Source organism: Pseudomonas sp. JL3, assembly GCF_031570575.1.
In the GTDB taxonomy this organism is placed as follows: Bacteria; Pseudomonadota; Gammaproteobacteria; order Pseudomonadales; family Pseudomonadaceae; genus Aquipseudomonas; species Aquipseudomonas cucumis.
On the sequence record NZ_JAKWJK010000003.1, the window covers coordinates 132,623 to 156,893 of the forward strand.

Consider the following 24,271-nt stretch of genomic DNA (forward strand, 5'->3'; position numbering starts at 1 on the left):
CACGTGGGTTGGGATGAGCCAGTACAAGATCCGATCCAGGCCATTCAATAACGAACGCCTGCCTTACAGCGGCAGGAGCCTTGCGGCCAACCGGAAAACCGAACCAGAGTGACTGGGATTCAAATCAGGGTTATTCGAGCCGCTGCCGCTGCCGGGACTGAAGGTCATCCGGAGCCTGCAAACGCCCGAGCGAGGCATGCTAGCACAGATGAACGGTCATCGCGGTGGCAAGGTTTTCTGCTGGGGCAAATCAGGCATTTTTATGCCAGAGTGCTGAACTTGAACCCCGCTTTACCCCTCAGATAACAAGACATTGACCCAAAAGGAGCATCTCAGCATGCGTCTGAATCGTTTATTCGCCATCGTCGCACCCGTCGTCCTGTTGCTGCCGCTGGCTGCCCATGCCGATTGGCCAAAGGGCGAGCGCGAGAAGTACATGGCTCAGTGCACTCAGGCGGCCACTCCGCAGATCGGCGCTGCAGCTGCGAAGTCTCACTGCGCTTGCGGTGCCGACGCGATCAAATCGTACCCGGCTGGCGACATTCAGGCCCTGATGGATAACAAGGCCAGCCCGGAACTGCAACAGAAAGCACTGGGTCAGATCGCTAAATGCAAGGCCAATGCACCGGCGAAAAAGTGAGGAAAAAGTCCTTTTGACTCGGCTCACCGCCGATAAAAAGTGATGAAATTTAGCTTTTTCGTACGATTTATGCAGGTTTTTCAGCTTTTTTTATTGTCTTTACTTTCGACTGAAAGCCTTTTAAACCGGGGCTTTCAGCCACACGAAGCAACAAAGCAAACGCGACTGTAGGGCAAACAGCACACCCGGGGGGCTCCCAAAGCGAACATTTCGACTATGATACTCCGGTGTGCCCAGTTGGCCTGAGCAGCACAGTACTACTGAAAATATATGTTTCTTGGAGATACACCATGTCTAATCGCCAAACCGGCACCGTTAAATGGTTCAACGATGAAAAAGGCTTCGGCTTCATCACTCCTCAAGGTGGCGGTGACGACCTGTTCGTACACTTCAAAGCTATCGAAAGCGACGGTTTCAAAAGCCTGAAAGAAGGCCAGACCGTTTCCTTCGTGGCTGAGAAAGGCCAAAAGGGTATGCAAGCTGCACAAGTCCGCCCAGAGTAATTTTCTGGCGCACTAAAAAAACCCCGTCCATGTGACGGGGTTTTTTATGGGCGAAACAAAAGCCTGAAGCAATCAGCCGCAGTTGACGCGGGTGACCACCAGATTGTTGTCGGTGTTCAGGTTCAGTCGATCGGAGCGGTATTCCAGGGTCACCATGTCATCAGGCTTGAGGAACCGGGCATTCTGCGCGCCTGCGCGGGTACGTGCCTGCTCCAGCAATTGGGGCGAAGCCTTTTTGCCAATGGTGAATTCGGCAGCCTTTGCTTCACAACGGCTGTGGCCGGTGTCGGTCGCCACAGGGTCCTTTGCCGACTCGGTGGACGTACTGCTGCAACCGGCCAGCAGGGTGGCGGCCAACAAAGTACCCAATGACGCGAGCTTCCAAGGCATGAAGCCTCCTTTTTTCAATAGTTAAGCTGAGATCGTGCGACCGCCATTTTGGCGTTTGGTTTCAAGGCGGGCACTCGCCCCGCCCTCGATCCGGGCAGCGTCGAGTGTGCCTGAGCATTGGCATGCCGTTCATCACTCAATCGTGACTGAATATGAACGGCGTTTAATAAACGTCGATGTAGTCGAAAGGCGGCTTCGGCCAGTTCTGCTTGAGCGCATTGAAAATCTGCATGACCCAGACCTCGTCGCTGGCTGCGACCAATCCGACATAACCGGAACCCTTGGCCCAAGTCTCCAGGCGAAACAGCAGCCCGTCGATGTCCGTGCCACCCACAATACCCGACGAAATGTAGGCGATGCCGCCCTTGGTGACCCGCAACTGAGTGTGTTCATCGTCGCTGGCAGAAGCCAGCAGCTGACGCACCGCTTCGTGGGTCAAGCCATCAGGAGTGTTCAAATCGATCTGCACAGCACGGTCCTTGAAAAATCGTCAAAGATCAAGTGTCGCATAGCCCTCCCCTCATGCCTAAGTCGGAGTGCCAAACGTCCCACAAAATGGTTAACTCGACACTCAGCCTTTCCGACTTCACGAGCGCCATCATGACCACCGTAAGTATCGACGCCGACATCAAAGCCAAGTGGCCACAGGGCCACAGCTCTTACAGCCCGGGTAGCCCGGAAGAGTTGGCAATCATTGGTATCGATTTGCTGGTCAAGGAACTGGGAACACAAGCCGCACAGACATTCATCAAACAGGTTCTCGAGAAATACCCCGCTGACTACATGGGCGCAAGAGAAACCGAGTAGTGTAAAACCCGCAGGCTGGCACCTGCGGGCCGATGGCCTACTTCAAACGAGCCAGACGCTGGGTCAGCAGGTCAAAGAAGCCCTGAGCGTCGCCACTTTCAACCCAGAAGGCATTTTTCGGTGCTTTCAGACCGTCATACCAGTCGACGATGGTCTGGCCGAAAGTCGGCCCTTCGCGGCTATCAACCACTACGTTGACCGAACGTCCGGTGAACAGCTCCGGCTTGAGCAGGTAAGCGATGACTGTGGCGTCATGCACCGGGCCACCCGGAATGCCGTAGTGCTCCATGTCGCCTTTGACGTATTCGTTGAGAATATCGCCCACCAGTTTGCTGGCATTGTTATCCAGTGCGGCGATCTGCTGCAGACGCGCTTCACTCGTGAGGACCTTGTGGGTCACATCCAGCGGCAGATAGGTCAGCTTGACACCACTTTTCAGCACCACTTCGGCAGCCTGCGGGTCAGCGAAGAGATTGAATTCGGCCACCGGGGTGATATTGCCACCATTGAAGTGCGCACCGCCCATTATCACCACTTCCTTGATGCCCTGAACGATTTCAGGTTCCTGGATCAGCGCCAGTGCCAGGTTGGTCTGTGGACCGAGCATGGCGATGGTGATGCTGTGGGGCTTGGCGGATTTCAGGGTATCGATCAGGTAATTGACCGCATTGCCTTCGGCCAGGCCTTTCTTCGGTTCGTGCACCGTGACGCCCGACAGACCTTCCTTGCCATGGATGTTCTCGGCATAGATCGGCGTGCGCATCATGGGTTTCGGCGCGCCCGCATAAACAGGCACCTCCTCGCGCCCTGCCCACTCACGGGCCAGACGCGCATTACGCGAGGTCTTGTCCAGACGTACGTTGCCAGCAACGGTGGTCAGCGCACGAATGTTCAGCTCTTCCGGCGATGCCAGGGCAAACAGCAAGGCAACCACGTCATCGGCACCCGGATCGGTGTCGATGATCAAGTCGATCTTCTCCGCCGCTTGGGCGCTTGTTGCGGTAATCAGGGACAAAAGCAGCAGACTCCGGAGCAGGTGGTGCAGTTTCTGAGCATAGCGGTGCATAGCGCATTCCTTGTGCATGGGAAGAATGGAAAGTTAGAACGTTACGCCAGCCACCAAAACGATGTTGCAGTACGGCTGACATTCGCCTGTACGAACAATCGCCCGTGCCTGTCGGCTGAGTGCTTTGAATTGGTCATGACTGAGCAGATCGCGCCGGCCCAGTGCACCTTCGGCATTCAGTTCATCCAGCGTGCTCAAGGCCGACGGTTTCTTGTCCAGGATCTCATGGGCCAGCACATGGCTTTCGACCTGCATTTCGCTGAGCACGACCTTCAAGGTACTGACGAAATCCGGAATTCCGTGGGTCAAGGCCAGGTCTATCAATTCGACGCCGGGTGGAACCGGCAGACCCGCATCGCCGATCACAACCGTGTCGCCATGGCCCAGGGCGGCGATCAGCCGCGACAGCGCGACGTTGAGCAAAGGAGTCTTTTTCATGGTGCTTTAAAGGCCTGTACGTCGGACAAGGTGGGAATCGAAGGTTGCGCGCCAGCCCGGGTGACCGACAGCGCAGCGGCGACCTGGCCGAAACGGATCGCTTCAGCCTCGCTTTTGCCGGCCGCCAAAGCTGCTGCGAAACCACCGACGAACGTGTCGCCGGCCGCAGTGGTGTCGACCGCCTTCACTTTCGCTGCCGGGAAATGCTCAAGCCGTGTGCCATTGGCCAATAGCGATCCCTGAGCGCCGAGGGTGATGATCACTTTGCCGGCACCCATGGCGATCAAGCGGGTGGCGGCGGTTTCGGCGGTGCTCAGGGAGTCCACCGGCAAACCGCTCAAGGCCGAGGCTTCGCTTTCGTTGGGTATCAGGTAATCGATGGCTGCATACCAATCCGCCGGCAGCGGGCGACTGGCCGGCGCCGGATTGAGAATCACGGTTTTACCCAGCTCACGACCGCGCTTCAGAGCATGGCCAACCGTGGCATCCGGCACTTCCAGCTGACAGATGATGACATCCGCCGCTTGTAACACCGCGTCGAAACGGTCGATCACTTCGGGCGTCAGCGCACCGTTGGCGCCGGCAACAATCACGATCGCGTTCTGACTGTTGTCATCGACCACGATCAACGCCACGCCGCTGGAATCTTCGACCGTACTGACCGCCTGGCAATCGATCTGCTCGGCCAACAACGCCTCGCGCAGCGCTTCGCCATAGGCGTCGCTGCCGACACAACCGACCATCGACACCTGCGCTCCCAGCCGCGCTGCGGCCACGGCCTGGTTCGCGCCCTTGCCGCCGGAAACCGTGGCAAACGATTGGCCGATCAGCGTTTCACCACCACGGGGCAGCCGTGGCGCCCGGGTGACCAAGTCCATGTTCAGGCTGCCTATTACCACTACTTTTGCTGGCATACATCACTCGTCAATTCTGTTTCTGCGGTGCTTTTGGTTTCAGCGGTACTTTTTGTTTAGCGGAATTGGGCGAACACACCAGCCAGCGGCGCAGTCGATTCGCGCAGGACAATACTGGGCGTCACGATGCGCTGATCGGTCGCCAGAGCCGGCGTGGCAATCCTGCGCAACAGCACTTCGGCCGCCATCTCGCCAAGCTGCAGGATCGACTGGCCCACGGTGGTCAGCGCCGGGTAGACGTAACGGCTCATCTGGATATCATCGAAGCCGATCACCGACAGCTCGGTAGGCACACGAATATTGCGCTCGGCAGCGGCGCGCAACACACCGATGCCAATCATGTCGTTACCGGCGAAGATCGCGCTGGGCGGGTTCTTTTCCAACAGGATCGCGGCGGCGTTATAACCGCCGGTGCTGGTGAAGTCGCTTTCCAGCATGCGCTCGCGCGGCACTTCGACGCCCGCCTCTTTCAAGGCGCGGCAATAACCGGCCAGACGCATCTGCGCCACGCTGGTACTCGCTGGCCCGCCAATCGTGGCGATGTCCCGATGCCCCAGCTCCAGCAGGTGGCGGGTCGCCAGATAGGCACCGTATTCGTGATCGATGCGCACCAGATCGGCATCGAGACCTTCGAGCCCACGGTCGACGATCACCATTGGCGTTCGCACCCCCGCCAGACCTTCGGCCAGGCCGCTGTCACCACCGGCCGAGGCAACGATCAAGCCGTCAATGCGCTTTTCCAGCAACACGCGAAGGTAGCTGCGTTGCTTGTCCGGGTTGTCGTCAGAGTTGCAGAGGATGACGCAATAGCCGTTGCGCTCGCAGTAATCCTCGATGCCACGGGCCAACTCGGCGAAGTACGGGTTGAGGCTGTTGGGCACCAGCAGGCCGATGGTCGCGGTGGTTTTCGCTTTCAATGACCGGGCCACGGCACTGGGCACGTAGTCGAGACTTTTGATCGCCGCCTCGACCTTGACCCGTACTTCCTCACTGACCGGCCGCGTCTTGTTCACCACGTGGGAAACCGTGGTATAGGAAATGCCCGCGAGTGCCGCTACATCCTTGATTGTTGCCATGACTCAGGTCCGCCGGCTTGCGCGCTGACTGCGATAAGTATCAAGCACCACCGCCACCACGATCACCGCACCGGTGATGATGCGTTTGGTTGGCTCGGTCGCGCCGATCTGAGCCAGACCGGCTGCCAGTACGGAGATGATCAGCACACCGAAGAACGTGCTGATGACCGAGCCGCGCCCGCCCATCAGGCTGGTGCCGCCGATCACGACCGCGGCGATTACCTGCAGCTCCAGACCAGAGCCGGCGTTCGGGTCCGCCGCTTCCAGGCGAGAAATCTGAAACAACGCAGCGATACCGGCCAGCAGCCCCATCAGACTGAAGACCAGGATCTTGTAGGGTTTCGGATTGATCCCCGCCAGACGCACCGCCTCTTCGTTGGTACCGATGCCGATCAGGTAACGACCGAACACCGTACGCGTCAGCACGGCCTGGGCGATGAAGATAATCAGCAAGGCAATGATGAATGACGGCGAGATGCCAAACGCGATCGGGTTGGACAGCCAGGCGAAGGCATCACCGATGTAGGCAGTGCGCGAACCGGTCATCTGATACGCCAGGCCTCGCGCCATTTCCAGCACGCCGAGGGACACGATGAACGAGGGAATCCGCCACGCCACGGTGATCGAGCCGGTGACAGTTCCGGCCAATGCCGCTACCGCCATGCCGAGCAAGGCCGCAGGCAAGACACTCCAGCCCCAACCGAGAATCGCCACACTGACCGCCGAGGCCGCGAGCGCCAGCACCGACCCCACCGACAAGTCGATACCGCCAATGATCAATACGAAGGTCATGCCGACCGCCAGCACCATCAAATCGGGAATCTGGTTGGCCAAAGTGCTGAAGGTGTCGTAAGACAGGAAGTGGCTGCTCAGGATCGAAAACAGCGCGACCATTGCCAGCAAGGCACCGGCCAGGCCCAGATAAGTACCGAGGCCATAAAAATTGCCACTACGTTTGCCGGCCAAAGATGCAGTATTCATGAAAGATCCCTAGGCGCTGCTTCGTTGAGCAACGCGTCACGTTTTTGGTAGCCGGCGAAAGCGGCGGCAAGCAAATCATCCTGGGTCCAGCTGTCACGCTCGAAAGTGTCGATCAGACGCCCTGCCGACAGCACACCGATGCGATCGCAGATCAGCATCAGTTCGCGCAGGTCGCTGGACACCACTACCAGCGCTTTGCCTTGGCGGGTCAACTCGCCGAGTAATGCGTAGATATCGAACTTGGCGCCAACATCGATGCCACGGGTCGGCTCATCGAACAGCATCACCGTGCAGTCACGCTCGAGCCAGCGGCCGATCACGACTTTCTGCTGATTGCCTCCGGACAATTCCGAGACCAATTGCGTCGGGCTGGAACTGCGAATGCGCATGGCGTTGATCTGACGTTGGGCCAGAGACATCTCGTCACCGTTATTAACGAAGCCACCGCTGGAAATCACCGGCATATTGCCCAAGGCAATGTTGGCGCTGATCGATTGCGTCAGCAGGAGGCCTTCGCCCTTGCGATCTTCGGTGATCAGGGCGATACCGTGACTGACCGCATCGGCCGGCGAACGAATACTCACCACCTGAGCCGATGCCCCCAGCGCGACGGTGCCGCTGTCGGCGGTGTCGGCACCGAAGATCAGGCGCAGTAACTCGGTGCGCCCTGCCCCGATCAAACCGGAAATCCCGTAAATTTCACCGGCGCGTACCTGGAAGGACACGTCACGAACCTTATCGGAACGGGTCAGTCCTTTGACCGTCAAGGCCGGCGCGCCGATCTTGCGCGGCCCCATGTCGATGTGCTCGCCCAATTCACGGCCGACCATCAGGGTGACCAGTTGCTCGCTGTTGTAATTGGCCATCGGTTCGACACAGACCAGGTTGCCGTCGCGCAATACCGCAATGCGCTGAGCCACTCTTGCCAGTTCTTCGAGACGGTGGGAAATGTAGATGATCGACACGCCACGAGCCTGTAGGCGAGTGATCTGCTCAAACAGCATTTCGACTTCACGAGCCGTGAGCATTGCTGTCGGTTCATCGAGGATCAGTACGTGGCAATCGCCGATCAGGTTGCGGGCGATCTCCACCATCTGCTGATGGCCGATCCCCAGTTCGCCAACCAACGTATCTGGATCAATGGCGTCCAATCCGACCTGGGCCATGGCCTCGATCGCTGCCTTGCGCAATTGCTTGCGGCTGATCCAGCCACCGTGGCTGGGCAGGTTGTCGAGAAACAGGTTTTCCGCCACCGACAACGTCGGCAACAGATTGAGTTCTTGCATAACCATGCGGATGCCCAGCTCTTCGGCCTGGCTCCGGCTACCAGGACGGTAATCCTGCCCCTGGAATTGCATCTGGCCGGTGGTCGGCGTGACCAGTCCGCCAATGATTTTCGACAGCGTGCTTTTGCCGGCACCATTCTCGCCAGTCAGCGCCAGCACTTCGCCGCGCATCAGCGTCAGGTCGATGCCGGTGAGGACGGGTTGGGCATAGGTTTTACCGATACCGCTGACCGAGAGGACAGCGTTCGGGGCGCAAACAGACATAAAAACTCTCCATGTGCTCGCCCCAAGAGGCGAGCACCGTTGTGTCGCCAGAAGGACTACTTGGTAACCAGCTCTACCGGAGTTTCGATGACGCCATTGACGCCGCTATCGACTGTCTCGCCTTTGATGATTTTCAGCGCAGTCTCGATGCCGAACACCGCTTGCCGGGCAGCAAACTGGTCGGCGGTGGCCAGGACGCGGCCATCCTTGAGCATTGGCTTGATGGCGTTGATGTTGTCGTAACCGACCACCTGCACCTTGCCGGCCTTGCCCGCCGCGCGCACGGCAGATACCGCGCCGACGGCCATGCTGTCGTTGCCGGCCAACAGGGCCTTGATGTTCGGGTATTCGCTGAGCATCGACGAGGCAACCTTGCCGCCCTTGTCGATTTCCCAATCGCCGGACTGCAGGGACACGACTTTGATCTGCGCCGCTTCCATCGCATCCTTGAAGCCCGCCGTACGCTGCTGGGCATTGGTGGTAGTGGAAACGCCTTCGATAATGCCGACTTCGTCACCGGCCTTCAGCTGTTTGGCCAGATACTCACCCACCAGACGCGCGCCTTTGCGGTTATCCGGGCCTACGAATGGAACGGTGATGTTTTTGCTTTTGACCACGGCGGGGTCCAGCTGGTTATCGATGTTGATTACGGTAATGCCGGCATCGACCGCTTTCTTGATCACCGGAACCATGGCCTTGGAATCTGCCGGAGCGATAACCAATGCGTTGACCTTGGACAAAATCATTTGCTCGACGATACGGGTCTGGCCGGCCGTGTCCGTTTCGTCCTTGATGCCGTTGGAGATCAGCTCGAAGTCGCCGGAGTGGTCTTTCTGGTAGGCCTTGGCGCCATCTTCCATGGTCAGGAAGAATTCGTTGGCCAGGGATTTCATGACCAGTGCGACTTTAGGTTTTTCAGGGGTTTCGGCGAAAGCCGAAGAGACAGGCAAAGCGGCGGATGCGGCAGCCAGCATTGCGACAGCGAGAAGACGTCCAGCGAATGGCAGCTTCATGGGTTCACTCCGATCTTATGATTATTCTGAGCAACGCTTGCGCTGGCCCCTGCCCTTACGGCATCAAGCCATCAAGGGCGACCGCGCAAACGTTTGCGTAGACCGAACTATGCGAACCCTGTCGAGATTTGTCAACGACCCGTTCTGTGTCTCGGTTGGCAAAAGCGACCCTTTTACATCACGCGGTGGTGCTGACCAGACTGCCACTGCTGGAGCCCTTGGCCAGTTCTTTGACCAGATTGCCTGTCACTTGCGCGAGCGCACCGCTGGTATCGGCGATTTGCCCCTGAATCGACATGACAGCGGTGGCTTTGGCTTCCGGGGTCGGATAATTCGCTGCCTGAGCGGCCGCCAGTTGCTGCTGCTGTTCGCGCAGTTGCTGCTGCAGTTCCTGCATGCGCTTGAGCAATACCTGCACCGCAATACTTTGATTGCTGCTTTTTTCGGATTTGGTTTCGCCCTGAGTCTGCGTAGCACCACCGGTTCTGACTTGGTTGTCGTTCCCCTCCTCTTCGCCCAGCGCTTGGGCCGAGGCGTCGGACGTCGCTTCACTCAAGGCATTGATGGTCGCCGGGGACTTGCCCGCGATAGTGATTGTGCCTGCATTTGGAAAACCGACAGTAAACGACATATGAACTCCTGAAAAAGATCCCTTTAAAGGAGCATCGACCTGCACAGGGGTTTCTTTAGCACTGATTTCCGATTTTGCAAGGCGACTTTCTCAACGAAGGTCGGAGAGCCGAACAAAAAAACCATACATGTTCGGAAACCCGGACGAGCAAGTGCGAATATTTTTTCGGAGCGTTCAATAATTAATATAAAAATCATCAAGTTAGAAGATATTCATCTTCAATCTCGGGCTGGTACAGATCCTGCTCTTCTTCTACACCCCCGGCGTTCAGATCTGCCTGGGGCGCTTCTAGATGACCTGCATTCCGCACCGTCTCACTACTAGAGAAAACAATAATGAAATCTGCCTTCAACACTTTTATTCCGGGCGCTTTGGCCCTGCTGCTGCTTCTTCCCTCCGCCCTTCAGGCAAAAGAAGTCGAAACCCAACAAAAACTGGCGAATGTGGTGATCCTGGCCACCGGCGGCACCATTGCGGGCGCGGGCGCCGGCGCCGCCAACAGCGCCACCTATCAAGCGGCGAAAGTCGGTATCGAACAGTTGATCGCTGGGGTTCCGGAACTGAGCCAATTGGCCAACGTTCGCGGCGAACAGGTCATGCAGATCGCGTCCGAGAGCATCACCAACGACAACCTGCTGCAATTGGGCCGTCGGGTGGCTGAGCTGGCCGACAGCAATGACGTCGATGGTATCGTCATCACCCACGGCACCGACACCCTGGAAGAAACCGCATACTTCCTCAACCTGGTGGAAAAAACCGACAAGCCGATCATCGTCGTCGGCTCCATGCGCCCTGGCACCGCCATGTCGGCCGACGGCATGCTGAACCTGTACAACGCCGTCGCCGTGGCCAGCAGCAAAGACGCGCGAGGCAAAGGCGTGCTCGTGACCATGAACGATGAAATCCAGTCGGGTCGCGATGTCAGCAAAATGATCAACATCAAGACCGAGGCATTCAAAAGTGCCTGGGGCCCACTGGGCATGGTGGTCGAAGGCAAATCCTACTGGTTCCGCCTGCCGGCCAAGCGACACACCATGGATTCGGAATTCGACATCAAAACCATCAAGAGCCTGCCTGACGTCGAAATTGCCTATTCCTATGGCAACGTCAGCGACACCGCCTACAAAGCCCTGGCTCAATCGGGCGCCAAAGCAATCATCCACGCCGGTACCGGCAATGGCTCGGTCTCGTCCCGCGTAGTTCCCGCCCTGCAAGCCCTGCGCAAGGATGGCGTACACATCATTCGTTCTTCCCACGTCAACGCCGGCGGTTTCGTACTGCGTAACGCCGAACAGCCTGATGACAAGTACGACTGGGTTGTGGCGCATGACCTGAACCCGCAAAAAGCCCGCATCCTGGCCATGGTCGCACTGACCAAGACCAACGACAGCAAAGAGCTGCAACGGATGTTCTGGGAATACTGATCCGCCCTCGCCCGACCCGCTCCGGGTCGGGTACCCGCTGTCACCACTCACCAGCCTTGGTGAGTGGTTCACGACCTTTCCGATAAAAAATTTCCCACCGTCCTACACCAAACGGAAAAAACTACTGTCAGAGGATTTTCTTGAATTTTAAGCAGTTGCGAAATTGCTTACAGTTAAATACTGTATGCCCGTACAGCTTAATAAGGATAATTCCGTGGCCATTACCCCCGTCTCTCCTGATACCTACGAACGCCTGGGTATGCGCGTTCAGAAAATCATCAATTCCCCCTCTGCCCAAAAAGCCAAAGCAGCACTGATCTTTCGTCTTCCGGATGAACCCGTGGATGAGTGGGAACGCTTGCTCGAAGAAATCGACGAGAACGATAACGTCACCCTCGCCCATCGCGACGATGGTGGTGTGCAGATTTTCTGGGTTGTGCCGAAGGAAGACTGAGTCAATGAGTGTCCGCTGGTTTGCTTTACTGCTTCTGTTCATCACCCTCGGCGCCCAGGCTGGCGCCCCACGCACCTTCAACGAAGCCAAGAAAGTCGCGTGGAAGTTGTACGCACCGCAATCCACCGAGTTTTATTGCGGCTGCAAATACACTGGCAACCGTATCGACCTCGCTGCCTGCGGTTATGTGCCGCGTAAAAATGCCAAACGCGCCTCGCGCATCGAGTGGGAACACATTGTCCCGGCCTGGCAGATCGGCCATCAGCGCGAGTGCTGGCAACAAGGTGGTCGCAAGAACTGCACGCGGTACGACCCAATCTACCAAAAAGCCGAGGCTGATCTGCACAATCTGGTTCCAAGCATCGGCGAGGTTTATCCGGTAGAGAACCGCTTTCCAAGAAACGTTGACACTATCTAAGCTCCTGATTAGCCTAGAGTTAAGAAGCAACAGTGCTTCGGAAACCCGGGGTACGACGCTTGAAGATTCGTTACGTAGAGGGCATCGGCTGGTCAGGGGGAGCTGTCAATACTTACGTCGTTCTCGAGGATGGGCCTCTCACTGAACACAGCATTGTTCCAGCACCAACCCTCTACCTGATACACCTTGCCCAGATCGGGCGTCTGAGACACACGATCCGCTCTGCCGCATATGACCTGCTGAGCTTCTTTCAAGCCCTGAGCGAGCATGGACAGGACTGGAGGCGGCTCGTAGACAGGGACATGTCAGGCTACCTCTACGGTCACTTGCTGAAAGCCAGGTCATGCTCCGATGAAACGATCGCACGCCACAAATCCACAATCAAAATGTTCTACGAGCATGCTTGGCAAATCGGCATGCTCGACACGCCTGCAGCCTTTACATACACCTACGTCTCTAATGAACTGAAAGCGCAAGGCGACGGGAAGAAAAAAGTAAACTTTGATCTCTATAACAAGTATGTTGAAAAAGACATATTTGAGAATTTGTTAAGCAATGTTGTCGCTCAATCTCCGTTTGAAAAAGAGCGTGACGAGTTAGCCCTCCATATAGGGTATTTGTGCGGGCTCCGCTCCAGCGAAGTCACCGACGCACGAAATCTAAAAACAGCTGATTTGAAAGAACGGATTGCTAACGCTGAAAAGACAGGCGACAAGACGATAACAGTGTCGATCATTGGAAAGGGAGAAAAGCTAAGAAACGTCGACATTCATCCCAAAGCCTTCAAGAAAATTAAGGCTTTTTTAGAAAACCGAAGAAAGTCTATTGCTGATGGCCCGCTAATATGTAAGGCAGACGGATCAGCATTGTCTGGCGAGCACGCCACCTATGTTTTTAGATCCGCTAAAGTTTCAGCTAGCGCAAAGATCGAAGAAGTGTTATCTGCGCTCCACACTGCAGATCCGCACTTGCACTTCGTAACAAAGCCCTCTTTTCTAAAGTTGACCTTTCACGCGCTAAGGCACACTTATGCCACTAACTTGGTTGACTTCTGCTACAAACATGGTTACGACCCATGGCAATACGTTCCAGAACAAATGGGACATGAAGATGAGGAAACAACTCAAGAATATGTAGTCTTCGATGGTAAACTTCATCGTCGCGAAAAAATAAGGCGTGCGTTAAACGATGAACCTGATGACTGACAACATAGATGCCATGGACAACACCCAAACCTTGGCCTCGCTTGCCCCTAACCCAATATCAAACTTTAGTCCATCAGATACTTTTGCCATCGTTGCATTGCAGAGTGGTATGGGTCGCGAAGTGGAGAACCGTCGCGTCGAGATACCAGAACAATTCAAGAGCTGTCCAATCTTTCGCTGTCTGCTCCAGCATTTTAACAGCGGCGCGTTCAAAAAGAATTCGCTCCACGACGCTTATGCTAGGGTTTTAAGGTTCAACATTCTTGCGAACTGGGCAATTACCGAGTATTCGGACGCGCAAACATTACCTCCGGCATTTATGCAAGATTTCGTCCGCCACCTGCGTACTGAAAAGAACCTTGGTCTAAATTCTATCTGCGCTTACATGTCGGGCTATCGGACTGCATTTGATTGTTTCTTAGAGGACGCATACGGCGATCCGAGTCAGGGTGAGACAGCCGCAATCGTGCGGGAAGCTATAGCATTCATCCCATCTGTCTCCAACAGAGCAGGTCAAGCAACCAAAAGTTTAGGGCAGATTACAAATCAACCCGAGAAAGACGAACTGAAGATTGTTCGGTCGACAATTCATTTCTGCTGCCAGTTCTTAAGGCTAATGAATGAGCAACGCCTTGAGCTACTCCGCAACGAAGATGTGATGCGTCAGTTGGCTAAAATCCTCAACGAGTGCGACGGTGATTTTGACAAGCTCAAATACAGCACAAGCAAGACCAACCGCAGCACTTTGTACAAAGCGTTAGTTGCTGCAATTCTCAAAAGCGACAATTTGCAATTGAAAGAAAGGCTCCTCCATAATCGCGTTGAATTTAGCTACGCTCAAATCGAAAAAAATCCGCCATTGACTATTGAGGAAGCGAATAGGTTAATCAGATTAGGCGTGCGTGATTCGGGCGCGTTAGACATCTTTCCTGAAAACAGCGACTCAAAGCTGTATTTTCACAACATAGATTACCTATACTTGATTAAGCACACTCCTAGCGAGGAGGTCGCATTTGCATGGCTACTCGCCACGGACAGGGTTCAATTGAGCGGCGTAATGGATATGCGGCTCGGGGATCTGAGAATCACACCTAGTGTTGCGTCGCCGATATATGTTAAGGGACGCAGCGAACAATCAATCCGCGAAGTTCCTATGCATTCAAGAAAGTCGATGCAGTATCAAGCATACGCTGAATTTGAGGAACTGAAGAAGAGCTTCTTGAAGCTATTCCCGAATACTGGCGACATCCTATTTGACCTACCTACCACGGGAAATCTGCAAAGCGTAGATAGCGTCGTATACCGCCCATTAGTGATGGCCGCTTTTCAGCAAACAGCACAATACCAGGCCCAGTACGAGGCTGATCGCGAAGTAGAAATTTTCGCGGATATTACGCGCCGTGTTGCCATGAACAATCGCCCGATTTGGAACAATAAACAAAGACGACGTGAAAACGCCGCGATAGGAATTACCGGCGCAAATCCGACCCCAGTTAAACGCCAGACGATCAGCATTACCGCTATCGCCCAGTCCCGCGCCATTTTGGACACTGATGGTGGTAACCCTGGTAACGAGGCGTTTGAGAAATACTCCCAAGATGTCGTTGGTGCTGATGCGACAGCACATTCACCAGGAGTGAAAGAGGTCGTATACATTCATGCCAGCGAAACCAAATATCGCTTAGACAAAAGGGCTTTGTTCGCAACAAATGTCGGCCAGTTAATGGTGGATGATGCCCGCAAAGTTCAAACTGCCATTCGCGAGGAAAATCTGATCAGCGTGGCGGATCTCAAAGTAATGCTCGGGTGGGCCGAAGTAAGAAGCGACGCTGGCGAGCTGGAAGAGTTTGACGACTTACTCCAATCTGCTCAGAAAGCTGGCTACACCATTTCTCCATTTGGTCAGATAGAAAAAGGCAGCAAAAAGTTCATCATTACAAACTCCGTTACGGCTGCCTTGCTTTTTAGCTACCGAGACGAATGTATCCGTCAGCTAGAACGCATTTCTATTGAGGATGAATTAAAGGCGATTTCTATCGCCATGCAAGCTGCTTTCATAGACGGAGTGCTTGAAAAATTTGACAGCAAAACCATTTTGCAGGGAAAGAATATGCTTAAAAACAATACCTTCCCCGCGCCGATTATCAGGTGAATAAACCATGCTTAACGATGTAAATCCTTCTGCCCTATTCACCTTGGCACCGGTGAACCCTGCCATATGTAATCAATACGGAGATGAATTATTTCAAATCCAGGATCCATTGACGGGTAAATTTTACACCATTAGTTTCGCTTGGAATTGCTCCATGGCGAAGCGGCTGTATGCACAAATGTATTTTTTACAGGGAGATATTTCCCGAGGTTACGCTGATGACAAAGGCCGCATTGTTGTAAGTAGTCTTTCTAGTGCACGCCAAGAGCTCGCATATCTGCGAGAGCTTTGTGAATATTGGGAGATGCATTTTCCAGACAGAACGCTTCAGTCTCTTTCCAGACTGGAAATTCAGATGATGCTCCGTTTTTTCATGATCAAAAAGGAGAATAACGAGGGCGGCGGCGAGATTCTAGGTACCTCTACCATGACTATGGTGTGTAGAATTCTCGATAAAACAAACAACTTTTTGCACTCAGGAAAGCTGGTTGACGGCGTCATACACCGAATGACCGAGCCTTTTAAAAAAAGCACAATGGAGCCGCTACTCAAAGAACTGGAAGTCGAATATTCGGTATGGAAAGAGGGCGGGAGTTATGGCTCTATACCTCTAACTTGTGCTTCGCTGATGCTTGCAGAGGCCATAACACTTATAGAATCAGACGAAGCCAAAATCGCCGTCGTCTTCTTTGATCAATGGCGCAAACTAAAATCTAACCTGGCAAATTGGTTCGGTGAAAAGGACAGGTTAGCCTTTTATCGAAGAATGCAATCACCAAATTACGTGCTATCTCGTTTTGAAAGAGACTGGGCACAATCTGCAATTGAAATGGGGATCGCGATCGATGCCGCCACGGTAGCAAAATTCGGACGCTTGCCTTGGAATAGCATTGGAGAGCTTGGAGATTTTTGCAACGATCTCTCAAAAGCGTCACTCACAATAATTACCTTGCTAAGCGGATTTCGCATTGTTGAAATCCAAGGCATGAAGATTAATGATTATTCTCAAGAGCCTGACGGTTCTTGGTGGTTCAAGTCTGACAATAATAAAACGGAGTCAGGATTCTCCCATCCGCGATCGTTGCACGGCCTTGCAGCCGAAGCCGCTACGCTCATGAAAGGCATCTCAGCGGTAGATATCGACGAAGTCAATCTTCCTCTAATGCACAGTGGTTACAGAAACGGTGCATTTGAGGTAGCGCGTGGTTGGGGGAAAATCAGCTTAGAAGAGTGGTTGGCGGATGCCGGTTACAGCACCATGGCACTCAGAAGGTGGTTCAAGGATTTTTACCAGATTAAAGTCGTAGATAAATATCCCGAAGCTGGTGAAATTCACAACGAAGTCTCGCCTCATCAAGCCCGTCATACCTTTGCAGAATTTGCCTTGCGTAGGTTTGACGGCAATGTCATGGAAAAGATTCGGGAGCATTTCCGTCACTCATACGGTTCATTCCACACGCGACGCTACACCCGTGAAAAGCTGAGCGAGTCGGTTCGTATCAGTATGGAGCGCGATTACGCCAAAGAGGTAATGGAACGAATTGCTCACGGAAGTCTGGATGATCGTTTCTACGGGCCTGCCGCCAAGCGAATTGATAAAGAGATGGCTGAAATCTCGGTACTCACCGGGCCTGAATTCGATGGTCGCGTACAGGCGTTAGCAAATGAGTTTGTAAGGTTTACCGCTTTTGAGTGGGGCTTCTGCGCATTGCGAGGAAATGAGCAGCACATTGCTAAATGCCACGACCCAAAAACTGGTACTCCCAATGTCGACCAGCGCAGCGCCCCAGAAGTCTGCGCAGGATGCCCGCACAGCATGAACAACCAATTGCAGAAGCTGGAGCTTGAGCGAACGGCTATAGCGCACCAATCCATTGCCGACACTCATTCCCTCAAAGTGCTAAGGGATATGAGTACCGAGGTCGTCAAAAAAATCGAGCGTCGATTGGTTGAAAAGGTGTCGGCATGAGATTTAGCATTGATCAGTATTCAAACGCAGCCAAGGCTCACGAGGAGCCAGAATGGGTGACATCGGAGAATAAACGAAGTCTTTACCACGCCGTCTGCAAAGCGTTCGACCGGATCAAAGCGTTGATCGAGACCCAACAAAGCGTCGGCATCAAAGATCGTAAGATTGTGGCTCGCACCATCGCGAAGGATAGTGGTGTTCACGATAGCCTGCTGAACAAACGCCGACAGCCCGAAATTCACGAGTTGATTGTTCAGAAGAACATGGAGCTCGAAGAGCTTTATCAAAGTATTGCTGCGACCAAATACACATTTGGTAAAAAGCGTACAAAAGCTGAAATACACGATGAATTTCGTATGCAGACGGCTGAAATTGAGCGCCTGACCAACCTTCGGCTTTCTGAAGCGCTCACTGTGGCAATCGAAAATCAAATGGTTGATAGCCATCGAAGCCTGATAGCAACGATCGATCACCTCAAAGCTGAAAACGCCGAGCTCCAATTTCGTAACGGTGAACTAAACAAACAGCTTCGCCAGATGATGAAATCACTCAATAGCATTAAAGCAAAATAACCCGTATTCCTTGTACAGAGTTTTCTAATGTTTAAGATTTTCCCTTATGTTTTTCTGTTTCTTCTCTCATGCACGAACGGATATGCGGCCACCCGCATCGGAACCTGGAACATAGAACACCTAAGCGAGCGCCCCACCAAGGACTTTCAGGCGATTGCGAAGGTAGCCAAGAACGTCGACTTCCTAGCCGTCCAAGAACTCATGAATGAAGAAGCACTGGGCGCTTTGGCCAAAGAGCTTACCCAGCAGACTGGTCATAAATGGAGCTCCATGGCCTCCCATGCTGTCGGCAGATCTTCATACAAAGAAATGTACGGATTCATCTGGAAAGATGACGCCGTAGCCTATGAGGACGGCGCGGTTACCTATCTGGATCGTAAGGATACGTTTGAGCGCGAACCTTACTCAGCACGCTTCAAATCCCTGACAGACAATTCCTATTTCGTAGTAGCCACGGTTCATATCCTCTACGGCAAAAGCCAGGCGGACAGGGCCTCAGAGATTGTTGCGCTTTCGAACTATTGGACTTGGCTGAAGGAGACGTATCCAGGTAACAACCAGATCATGTTGATGGGTGACTTCAACACGCCGCCAACCTCCCCTGCCTGGGACAATCTCGACTCAAGCGCAAAACCGCTGGTGTTGAATGGTGCCAGTACGCTATCTACCACAGATGGGAAATTCGCCAACCTCTACGACAATATTTTTGTCAGCAAGGACTCTACGATCAAGGTCAACACCGTTCAGGTGTTCAACTACCCAAAATACCTAGGTCTGTCCCATGCCGAGGGACGCAGTAGCGTATCTGACCACGCACCGATTTTTCTGAATGCAGACCTTGGAGGCGGTAGCAAAGGCATAGCGGCAAACACCCCCAATCGGACAACCACTAAAGCTACGCAGAATAAGGTTCAGCAGGAAAAAACCGCGACCAAAGTCGCCATCATTGGCAACCGTAAGACATTGGTTTACCACCGTCCTGATTGCCCTTCATACGATGCTGTATCAGAAAAAAATCGGGTAGCTTTTGATAGCGAATCTGATGCTTTGAATCAGCATTACCGCCTCGCTGGCAACTGCAAGAAAGCCTGATATCAACGACGCAGTATCTAATGATGCTGCGCATTTAGTGAGCGCCAGGTGTGTCCAGCAAGAATGCGTTTTCGCTGATTCTACTTCCTGGCCAACTCATGCTTGATACAGCCATCGTAATACGTTTTCTTAACCACCGAAGGTTGGAGCTTCGACTTACTTTTGTAGGTTTGCTCGGTGATACCTAGCGCCATCTTCGGCATCCATGGCTTCGAATACCTCCTTTTCTTCAGGTTGTTTCGAGCACTGTATAGAGTGGTACCAGAAAGCTTGGACTGCTGGGCAGTGCCTGCGACACCTGCGCCCCATTTGCAAATTTCGAGTTCATTCTTACCGAGGCCTTTCGCTTGTGCAGGTAAGGCTGCCATTGCAATTAAAATCGCCCCCAACGTGACACCAAAAATTCGCATGCGACCCCGTCGTATAACCAATTGAAAGAAATAAATTTTGGCAGATTTCGCCACAAATGCGGGCCATCAAACTGCCTTTGAGTAGATCCTCGACGCGCCTGCTGACCTCCAGCGCGATACTGGAAACCGCTAGGTTCATAACTGCCGGCGCCGCAATCGGTCATTCTCATCTAATACGAACTGTCGCGACCATATGGCAGCCCAGAACTGAATTGTTAGGATCCATGGTCTGGACATCACCCAAACCACCGCTCTGCGCCAAAAAAACCAAAACGGCGGCTTCGAATTCCATCTGCTGGGTAGCGGCGTGTAAACAGATCCGCCTCGAGTGGCAAAACCCCATTTCCAATAAATCTCAATTTCTCGCTTCGCGTAAGTGATCGAATTGCAGTTCCAGAACGTCCCCCACCGGCGATTCCACGTGTCACTTACCAACCAGTTGTGACTGAGATGTGAGGTGAGTGAATCAAACTCCGGCACCTGTCCGCCTTCCATTGCTACCGAGCATTTACGAAATCGGTAGCTCTCCACGGAAAACCGGATATCACCTTTGAGGTGCGATAGGAAATCTTGCGAAGGTACGCGCGTGAGGTTGAAAACGACCGGCGAGCGATCTAGGTCATGCACGGTTATCGCATCTTGATATCGAAGACCTGCGCCCTCGGCCTCAAATACGCAATCGAATCTCACTACCGTAGCATCGACTGCACGGAACGCGACTTTGGAAACCCGAGGTTCAGCGTCAGTCGGCTTTGTCAGATAGAGAGAATACTCGATGTGTTTTCCTAGTTTTTCCCATCGAGCGCCGAAGCCGTTACGTTTCGTCCACCTTTGATGGGCCTCGGAATAGGTTTTATAGAGTAGCGCCCTGGTGACGCGTCGCCAGCACCATGCTCCCGCCTTAAAAATCACACCCCATGGTGTCGGAATCGTCATGTTCGCCCCTCGCAAGTTTGAGGATGTTTACCTATCGCGCGGCCTGAGTGGGCGAGCAGGGTAAACCCCGATGGTTTCAGAAGTACAGGATCATCAAAAGTAAAGATGCCCTCAATGCATACGCTCCTGACTCTGAATTTTTGAGCACCCACTTGGCAAGACAAGCATTGTCACAACTGCCAATATCTCATCACCTATCAAAGCCCTGGAGGCTCTATGAGAAAACTGCGGTATCGCCCTCACCCACTGCTGGCCTACCCCACCCAACCAGTTTTTCTAGCGTTGGTCGTCGGCATTCCTTTCCTAATAATGGGAGCTCTCTGGCGCGATGGCTTGCTCAGCACAACCACTGTGGCCGCCGCCTTCGATGGGACGGCTTTACTCTGCCTAGTTATGCCCGTGACATCAGCTTGGAGAGCTGCTGCAATGGAGCGAGAGTACCGTGGTTACCAACAAGTAATCGACGATGAGCTCTCTGACCCCAATTTAGATGACAAGCACCGCCAACAGCTTCTGGTCGAACGTTCAAAGCTGGACGACCAATTTCACTTCGTCCACGACCGGCAGGGGACGCTTCAAAAGGTGAAAGCTATAGGAACAGGAATGCACTTGGCTGCCCGATACCTGCGCAAGGCCGACAAGTACCATCGTTCCTTTTTTGGGTTTTTTAAAAACTAGCAGACAAGCAGTTTGATCCAAGCTGGCGGTCAAACCGGCTCGTTCGTCAGCCGCCGGCTTTCCTTTTGTTCGTCACATGAGTTTCCGACCAAAGAACTGACGTCTCGTAAAAAGCTTCACAGACAATTGACCCGTCCCTTTCAAACCAATGCTGCGCTTCCGGTAAAACGTTCCTGGGGAAGGGATATGCAGCGAAGGGATTGTGAAAGACTTCGAGCTCAGCCGACCAAGGCTCGTAATGTTGTGGCCAAAGCTCCTGGTACTCTCGACTGCTGACGTCAAGACAGAATGGAATGCCCTCTAACACGCCGGGTGTCCGGTCGAAGATCATGCCGACGCGGGTGCGCGTGTAACCGTAGTCTAGGCCACTCATCGTCTGCATGACTCGCCCGAACTTGGCGATGGTACATCCGTTGCTAAAGATAATTGCAGAGAGGCCGTCATTTTCACCGGAACGAAATAGGCCCGCAGGAGTGCCTTCATCATCCGAAAGCGTTTGTACGGCAACGCTTACTGCGGCTTGCACACCATCCAGATTTTGTACCTCTGCGTATTCGCCGTACAGATAGGTGATCAGCGCTTCTCGACTCCACATCATCGATCCCGGCGCATGGAAGTCCGCCAGGGCTATCGCAAAAGGCTGACCTTGAACATGCGAATACTGGTCATATCGCCGATCGATCTTGCTTCTTAAGGTTTTATGGAAGCGGACTGCCGCCCCTCCCATGCACCGATCTCTAGGATCGTTTGGAATAGGTGCCAGCGGGCTATCAACATGATCATACCTATCCGCATCCGGTGGGTTGGCGGTAACAGCTTCGATCCAGGCTCCATCACCGCTTCGGCGCCGTATATGAAAATCCGGAGAGGGATGATCCTGACTAACAAAACATCCCTGCTCGCGAAAGGAAGCCAGAAGTAAAAGCTCCCATAGCCTCGTGTGGAAATTGCTCGAGCGAAAATCGGTTACGAAGTTCTGATCGGGCTTAGGCATCGAAAGGTAGAGATGGCCTAACACCCAAGCTGTCTGAGCTTTTGATTTTCGTCTTAGCAACCTGAAGAGTGAGCCAGCATCTTCTGAAGCACCTGCGAAAAGATGTTGTCGCCTTGGCGTGCTTGGAGGCAACGGTTCAAGAGCCCTTCCCTCTTCCAATCGACTCGTAATTTGAGCTTTAGCGTCCTCGAATAGCGTAAAACCGCCTTCGCCATATATGACCGTCCAAACGAGATCAATTCTGCGCCTGACTACCAAGCTAGAATAAGTGTTTGCTTCGGGGCTGTAGCAGACAACCCCCCAGGTGGCGCCATCGTCGGAAATCCATCCTTCCTCAGCTGCTTGTTCTTGATAGGGGTAGTGGTCGACGAAGCTAAGCCCCCAAGGCAACGCCAAGGCAAGCAGCTCAAACATCGAAACAGGAAGTGTTTTCAATAAGGTCATCCGAGAGTAAGGGCTTCCAGTGCTGTATAGACCATTGCGTAAAATAGTCATCCCATTCTGGATGCCACGCCTAAGATTATCTTATGCCCGAAGATCAATTAACTCCCCCGTAAGGCGTTCAACTTCATCTGCGGCATGGGAAAAAGGAGCAATATCTAGTATTGAGTGAAAGTACGCATAGCAGCTCTCCAAAGAGCGCGTACTATTGTATCTTTCAATAACTACTTCATGAGCATTCGTCAACTGCGTGTATAGACGCAACATTGGCAAGGCCTTAATCTTCTTTAGAATACTTTCTCGATGCTTATAAATCGAAAATCTTGAACTCTCTAACTCCTCCCAAACATCCGAACCAAGTTCAAGATCCCCGCAATACTCTTCCAGCTCTTTACTAACACCTCCGATATCGTCATGAGTAATCAACCCATAACACTTTGGAGTTCGTGCCTTGGATTTCGCTGCTTGCAAGCGCGCAAATAGCCTTTCTGCATTATCGATAGACTGCGCGCAGTTGCTATCAAGTATTATTGCAACAACATCCGAGTGAGTCCTGACAAGCTCGACCTTCCTATTTAAGTCTAAAAATATGAAGTCATACTCATCTTTAAGACCCCGAAACAGCATCGGAGAATTTAATTTTTCTTGCATCGACTCTATTGTACTCCCCATATCATACTCTAGAAATTTACGCTCATTTGGGGTGCCGTTTTTTATCAAATCCCGAACTTTCTTCTTCAAATCTGTAAATTCAGCTTTTGAAAAGAAAACATCAGTACGCCCGTAAAAATCTATCTTACTCACAAGCGTATCCGGAGCAGGTCTCTCACCAGCCTCAACCATACCTTCGTACACTGCATCGTAAGTAACAATAGCAACCTTGCAACCCCGCCTCACTAGGCAAGCCGCTATATCCACAGTAATTGGAGACTTTCCTACTCCTCCCTTCAGTGAAGAGATGCTTAGAACACGTGCGCTTTTTTTATCATCAAAAAACTCCTTTACCTTAGAGGGCATGGGAATTCCAGAGCGGTAGTAAAAGCATCGGATCACGCTCTGGGAAGGCGATCGAATAAAATCATTGCATAAAGGCGCCTCGTAGGCTCGCCAAGTCCGGTTACTAACCCCCGCAAGCTCAGCGGCTTGTGTATGCGAAAATCTGTATTTCTGCCGGGATTCTTTTAGAGCATCTGCTAAGTGGTTTTTCATGGCTGCGTCCTCTCTGTTGATGTAAGGAGCTTAAGGCTACGGAGGCTTTGGTTAAAGCTGGCACAAAGTGCCGGGGATCATCCAGTCAACCGAACCACAAAAATGATGAGTGCGAGGCACTACTCACGTCTTAACCGAGCAGATCGAGTCCACCAAGAGGACGAAAAGCCTATACCCGCGATGCCCTTATCCAAGGCTGGGGGGATAAGAAAGGTACAAAAACAGCTAAACTCAGATTCGCGGAGGGGAATGCCATTTGGCCCACATGAGAGGCTAACCCTCACACGGGCAATCACTATGCCGAGGCT

At 53.1% G+C, this 24,271-nt stretch carries 24 protein-coding genes and 1 pseudogene; 12 read left to right on the forward strand and 13 right to left on the reverse strand.

The annotated features are described in order from the left end of the window. The first annotated feature begins 337 nt into the window (after positions 1 to 337). A complete protein-coding gene (locus MMG91_RS06910) occupies positions 338 to 640 on the forward strand; it encodes a hypothetical protein (RefSeq protein WP_038980108.1) in 303 nt (100 codons plus the stop codon). Positions 641 to 930: 290 nt separating this feature from the next. Beyond that, the gene (locus MMG91_RS06915) at positions 931 to 1,143 is read left to right on the forward strand and encodes a cold-shock protein (protein ID WP_003179963.1); all 213 of its coding nucleotides are present in this window, start codon (positions 931 to 933) and stop codon (positions 1,141 to 1,143) included. Between the two features lie 72 nt (positions 1,144 to 1,215). On the opposite strand, the gene MMG91_RS06920 is transcribed toward MMG91_RS06915, so the two are convergent. Together MMG91_RS06920 and MMG91_RS06925 are read right to left on the reverse strand one after the other, a co-directional pair. Then, positions 1,216 to 1,533, reverse strand: a complete 318-nt coding sequence (locus MMG91_RS06920) for an I78 family peptidase inhibitor (RefSeq protein ID WP_038980107.1) — start codon at positions 1,531 to 1,533, stop codon at positions 1,216 to 1,218. Positions 1,534 to 1,696: 163 nt separating this feature from the next. After that, positions 1,697 to 2,002, reverse strand: a complete 306-nt coding sequence (locus MMG91_RS06925) for a hypothetical protein (protein WP_310659182.1) — start codon at positions 2,000 to 2,002, stop codon at positions 1,697 to 1,699. A 131-nt stretch (positions 2,003 to 2,133) separates the two neighbouring features. Between MMG91_RS06925 and MMG91_RS06930 the strand changes: the two genes are divergently transcribed. Then, positions 2,134 to 2,340 (forward strand): hypothetical protein, encoded by a 207-nt coding sequence (locus MMG91_RS06930; RefSeq protein WP_305449054.1) that lies wholly within the window; start codon positions 2,134 to 2,136, stop codon positions 2,338 to 2,340. A gap of 37 nt (positions 2,341 to 2,377) precedes the next feature. Here the strand turns inward: MMG91_RS06930 and MMG91_RS06935 are convergent, their stop codons facing one another. From MMG91_RS06935 to MMG91_RS06970, 8 genes are all read right to left on the reverse strand, one after another. After that, the gene (locus MMG91_RS06935) at positions 2,378 to 3,406 is read right to left on the reverse strand and encodes a nucleoside hydrolase (RefSeq protein WP_305449053.1); all 1,029 of its coding nucleotides are present in this window, start codon (positions 3,404 to 3,406) and stop codon (positions 2,378 to 2,380) included. 33 nt (positions 3,407 to 3,439) lie between these two features. Then, the gene (gene rbsD, locus MMG91_RS06940) at positions 3,440 to 3,844 is read right to left on the reverse strand and encodes a D-ribose pyranase (protein WP_305449052.1); all 405 of its coding nucleotides are present in this window, start codon (positions 3,842 to 3,844) and stop codon (positions 3,440 to 3,442) included. Beyond that, positions 3,841 to 4,758: a ribokinase gene (rbsK, locus tag MMG91_RS06945; protein WP_310659183.1), complete on the reverse strand. Its 918-nt coding sequence runs from the start codon at positions 4,756 to 4,758 to the stop codon at positions 3,841 to 3,843. The genes rbsD and rbsK overlap by 4 nt, the downstream gene beginning before the upstream one ends. Before the next feature lie 56 nt (positions 4,759 to 4,814). Beyond that, positions 4,815 to 5,834 carry a LacI family DNA-binding transcriptional regulator gene (locus MMG91_RS06950; protein ID WP_305449050.1) on the reverse strand — a complete coding sequence of 340 codons (1,020 nt, stop codon included), beginning with the start codon at positions 5,832 to 5,834 and terminating at the stop codon, positions 4,815 to 4,817. Between the two features lie 3 nt (positions 5,835 to 5,837). Next, a complete protein-coding gene (locus tag MMG91_RS06955; RefSeq protein ID WP_305449049.1) occupies positions 5,838 to 6,815 on the reverse strand; it encodes an ABC transporter permease in 978 nt (325 codons plus the stop codon). Beyond that, positions 6,812 to 8,365 carry a sugar ABC transporter ATP-binding protein gene (locus MMG91_RS06960; protein WP_310659184.1) on the reverse strand — a complete coding sequence of 518 codons (1,554 nt, stop codon included), beginning with the start codon at positions 8,363 to 8,365 and terminating at the stop codon, positions 6,812 to 6,814. The genes MMG91_RS06955 and MMG91_RS06960 overlap by 4 nt, the downstream gene beginning before the upstream one ends. A 56-nt stretch (positions 8,366 to 8,421) precedes the next feature. Beyond that, positions 8,422 to 9,378 carry a sugar ABC transporter substrate-binding protein gene (locus tag MMG91_RS06965; RefSeq protein WP_123356334.1) on the reverse strand — a complete coding sequence of 319 codons (957 nt, stop codon included), beginning with the start codon at positions 9,376 to 9,378 and terminating at the stop codon, positions 8,422 to 8,424. 178 nt (positions 9,379 to 9,556) lie between these two features. Then, positions 9,557 to 10,009, reverse strand: a complete 453-nt coding sequence (locus tag MMG91_RS06970; RefSeq protein WP_305449047.1) for a hypothetical protein — start codon at positions 10,007 to 10,009, stop codon at positions 9,557 to 9,559. Between the two features lie 335 nt (positions 10,010 to 10,344). Between MMG91_RS06970 and MMG91_RS06975 the strand changes: the two genes are divergently transcribed. The 8 genes and pseudogenes from MMG91_RS06975 to MMG91_RS07010 all read left to right on the forward strand — a co-directional run bounded on the left by MMG91_RS06975 (position 10,345) and on the right by MMG91_RS07010 (position 19,295). Further along, the gene (locus MMG91_RS06975) at positions 10,345 to 11,433 is read left to right on the forward strand and encodes an asparaginase (protein WP_305449046.1); all 1,089 of its coding nucleotides are present in this window, start codon (positions 10,345 to 10,347) and stop codon (positions 11,431 to 11,433) included. 184 nt (positions 11,434 to 11,617) lie between these two features. Continuing rightward, positions 11,618 to 11,887, forward strand: coding sequence for a DUF1654 domain-containing protein (locus MMG91_RS06980; protein ID WP_305505874.1), 270 nt, complete (start codon positions 11,618 to 11,620; stop codon positions 11,885 to 11,887). Positions 11,888 to 11,891: 4 nt separating this feature from the next. Continuing rightward, a pseudogene (locus MMG91_RS06985) lies at positions 11,892 to 12,260 on the forward strand (endonuclease); the annotation flags it as partial. Positions 12,261 to 12,364: 104 nt separating this feature from the next. Then, the gene (locus tag MMG91_RS06990) at positions 12,365 to 13,510 is read left to right on the forward strand and encodes a tyrosine-type recombinase/integrase (RefSeq protein WP_181150725.1); all 1,146 of its coding nucleotides are present in this window, start codon (positions 12,365 to 12,367) and stop codon (positions 13,508 to 13,510) included. Further along, positions 13,503 to 15,662: a hypothetical protein gene (locus MMG91_RS06995; RefSeq protein WP_310659185.1), complete on the forward strand. Its 2,160-nt coding sequence runs from the start codon at positions 13,503 to 13,505 to the stop codon at positions 15,660 to 15,662. The genes MMG91_RS06990 and MMG91_RS06995 overlap by 8 nt, the downstream gene beginning before the upstream one ends. Before the next feature lie 7 nt (positions 15,663 to 15,669). Then, positions 15,670 to 17,631: a hypothetical protein gene (locus MMG91_RS07000; RefSeq protein ID WP_310659186.1), complete on the forward strand. Its 1,962-nt coding sequence runs from the start codon at positions 15,670 to 15,672 to the stop codon at positions 17,629 to 17,631. Beyond that, positions 17,628 to 18,203, forward strand: coding sequence for a hypothetical protein (locus MMG91_RS07005; RefSeq protein ID WP_310659187.1), 576 nt, complete (start codon positions 17,628 to 17,630; stop codon positions 18,201 to 18,203). Before MMG91_RS07000 ends, MMG91_RS07005 begins: the two co-directional genes overlap by 4 nt. Positions 18,204 to 18,230: 27 nt before the next feature. After that, entirely contained in the window at positions 18,231 to 19,295 is a 1,065-nt protein-coding gene (locus tag MMG91_RS07010; RefSeq protein WP_310659188.1) for an endonuclease/exonuclease/phosphatase family protein, read from the forward strand. An 80-nt stretch (positions 19,296 to 19,375) separates the two neighbouring features. Here the strand turns inward: MMG91_RS07010 and MMG91_RS07015 are convergent, their stop codons facing one another. Then, complete coding sequence (locus tag MMG91_RS07015) at positions 19,376 to 19,705, reverse strand: hypothetical protein (protein ID WP_310659189.1); 330 nt, start codon at positions 19,703 to 19,705, stop codon at positions 19,376 to 19,378. A 1,152-nt stretch (positions 19,706 to 20,857) separates the two neighbouring features. On the opposite strand from MMG91_RS07015, the gene MMG91_RS07020 reads away from it, so the two are divergent. Then, positions 20,858 to 21,319 (forward strand): hypothetical protein, encoded by a 462-nt coding sequence (locus MMG91_RS07020; protein ID WP_310659190.1) that lies wholly within the window; start codon positions 20,858 to 20,860, stop codon positions 21,317 to 21,319. A gap of 46 nt (positions 21,320 to 21,365) precedes the next feature. On the opposite strand, the gene MMG91_RS07025 is transcribed toward MMG91_RS07020, so the two are convergent. Both MMG91_RS07025 and MMG91_RS07030 read right to left on the reverse strand, forming a co-directional pair. Next, positions 21,366 to 22,757: a hypothetical protein gene (locus MMG91_RS07025; RefSeq protein ID WP_310659191.1), complete on the reverse strand. Its 1,392-nt coding sequence runs from the start codon at positions 22,755 to 22,757 to the stop codon at positions 21,366 to 21,368. A gap of 81 nt (positions 22,758 to 22,838) precedes the next feature. Next, positions 22,839 to 23,963, reverse strand: a complete 1,125-nt coding sequence (locus MMG91_RS07030) for an AAA family ATPase (protein ID WP_310659192.1) — start codon at positions 23,961 to 23,963, stop codon at positions 22,839 to 22,841. Positions 23,964 to 24,271 lie beyond the last annotated feature (308 nt).

Excerpts from the sequence above, each read along its gene's own strand:
- MMG91_RS07020 (WP_310659190.1), top strand. The coding sequence starts at position 20,858 with ATGAGAAAACTGCGGTATCGCCCTCACCCACTGCTGGCCTACCCCACC.
- MMG91_RS06970 (WP_305449047.1), bottom strand. The coding sequence starts at position 10,009 with ATGTCGTTTACTGTCGGTTTTCCAAATGCAGGCACAATCACTATCGCG.
- MMG91_RS06910 (WP_038980108.1), top strand. The coding sequence starts at position 338 with ATGCGTCTGAATCGTTTATTCGCCATCGTCGCACCCGTCGTCCTGTTG.
- MMG91_RS06920 (WP_038980107.1), bottom strand. The coding sequence starts at position 1,533 with ATGCCTTGGAAGCTCGCGTCATTGGGTACTTTGTTGGCCGCCACCCTG.
- MMG91_RS06980 (WP_305505874.1), top strand. The coding sequence starts at position 11,618 with ATGCCCGTACAGCTTAATAAGGATAATTCCGTGGCCATTACCCCCGTC.
- MMG91_RS07025 (WP_310659191.1), bottom strand. The coding sequence starts at position 22,757 with ATGACCTTATTGAAAACACTTCCTGTTTCGATGTTTGAGCTGCTTGCC.
- MMG91_RS07010 (WP_310659188.1), top strand. The coding sequence starts at position 18,231 with ATGTTTAAGATTTTCCCTTATGTTTTTCTGTTTCTTCTCTCATGCACG.
- MMG91_RS06965 (WP_123356334.1), bottom strand. The coding sequence starts at position 9,378 with ATGAAGCTGCCATTCGCTGGACGTCTTCTCGCTGTCGCAATGCTGGCT.
- MMG91_RS06960 (WP_310659184.1), bottom strand. The coding sequence starts at position 8,365 with ATGTCTGTTTGCGCCCCGAACGCTGTCCTCTCGGTCAGCGGTATCGGT.
- MMG91_RS06950 (WP_305449050.1), bottom strand. The coding sequence starts at position 5,834 with ATGGCAACAATCAAGGATGTAGCGGCACTCGCGGGCATTTCCTATACC.
- MMG91_RS06915 (WP_003179963.1), top strand. The coding sequence starts at position 931 with ATGTCTAATCGCCAAACCGGCACCGTTAAATGGTTCAACGATGAAAAA.
- MMG91_RS07015 (WP_310659189.1), bottom strand. The coding sequence starts at position 19,705 with ATGCGAATTTTTGGTGTCACGTTGGGGGCGATTTTAATTGCAATGGCA.
- MMG91_RS07030 (WP_310659192.1), bottom strand. The coding sequence starts at position 23,963 with ATGAAAAACCACTTAGCAGATGCTCTAAAAGAATCCCGGCAGAAATAC.
- MMG91_RS07005 (WP_310659187.1), top strand. The coding sequence starts at position 17,628 with ATGAGATTTAGCATTGATCAGTATTCAAACGCAGCCAAGGCTCACGAG.
- MMG91_RS06995 (WP_310659185.1), top strand. The coding sequence starts at position 13,503 with ATGACTGACAACATAGATGCCATGGACAACACCCAAACCTTGGCCTCG.
- rbsD (WP_305449052.1), bottom strand. The coding sequence starts at position 3,844 with ATGAAAAAGACTCCTTTGCTCAACGTCGCGCTGTCGCGGCTGATCGCC.
- MMG91_RS06935 (WP_305449053.1), bottom strand. The coding sequence starts at position 3,406 with ATGCACCGCTATGCTCAGAAACTGCACCACCTGCTCCGGAGTCTGCTG.
- MMG91_RS06930 (WP_305449054.1), top strand. The coding sequence starts at position 2,134 with ATGACCACCGTAAGTATCGACGCCGACATCAAAGCCAAGTGGCCACAG.
- MMG91_RS07000 (WP_310659186.1), top strand. The coding sequence starts at position 15,670 with ATGCTTAACGATGTAAATCCTTCTGCCCTATTCACCTTGGCACCGGTG.
- MMG91_RS06955 (WP_305449049.1), bottom strand. The coding sequence starts at position 6,815 with ATGAATACTGCATCTTTGGCCGGCAAACGTAGTGGCAATTTTTATGGC.
- rbsK (WP_310659183.1), bottom strand. The coding sequence starts at position 4,758 with ATGCCAGCAAAAGTAGTGGTAATAGGCAGCCTGAACATGGACTTGGTC.
- MMG91_RS06975 (WP_305449046.1), top strand. The coding sequence starts at position 10,345 with ATGAAATCTGCCTTCAACACTTTTATTCCGGGCGCTTTGGCCCTGCTG.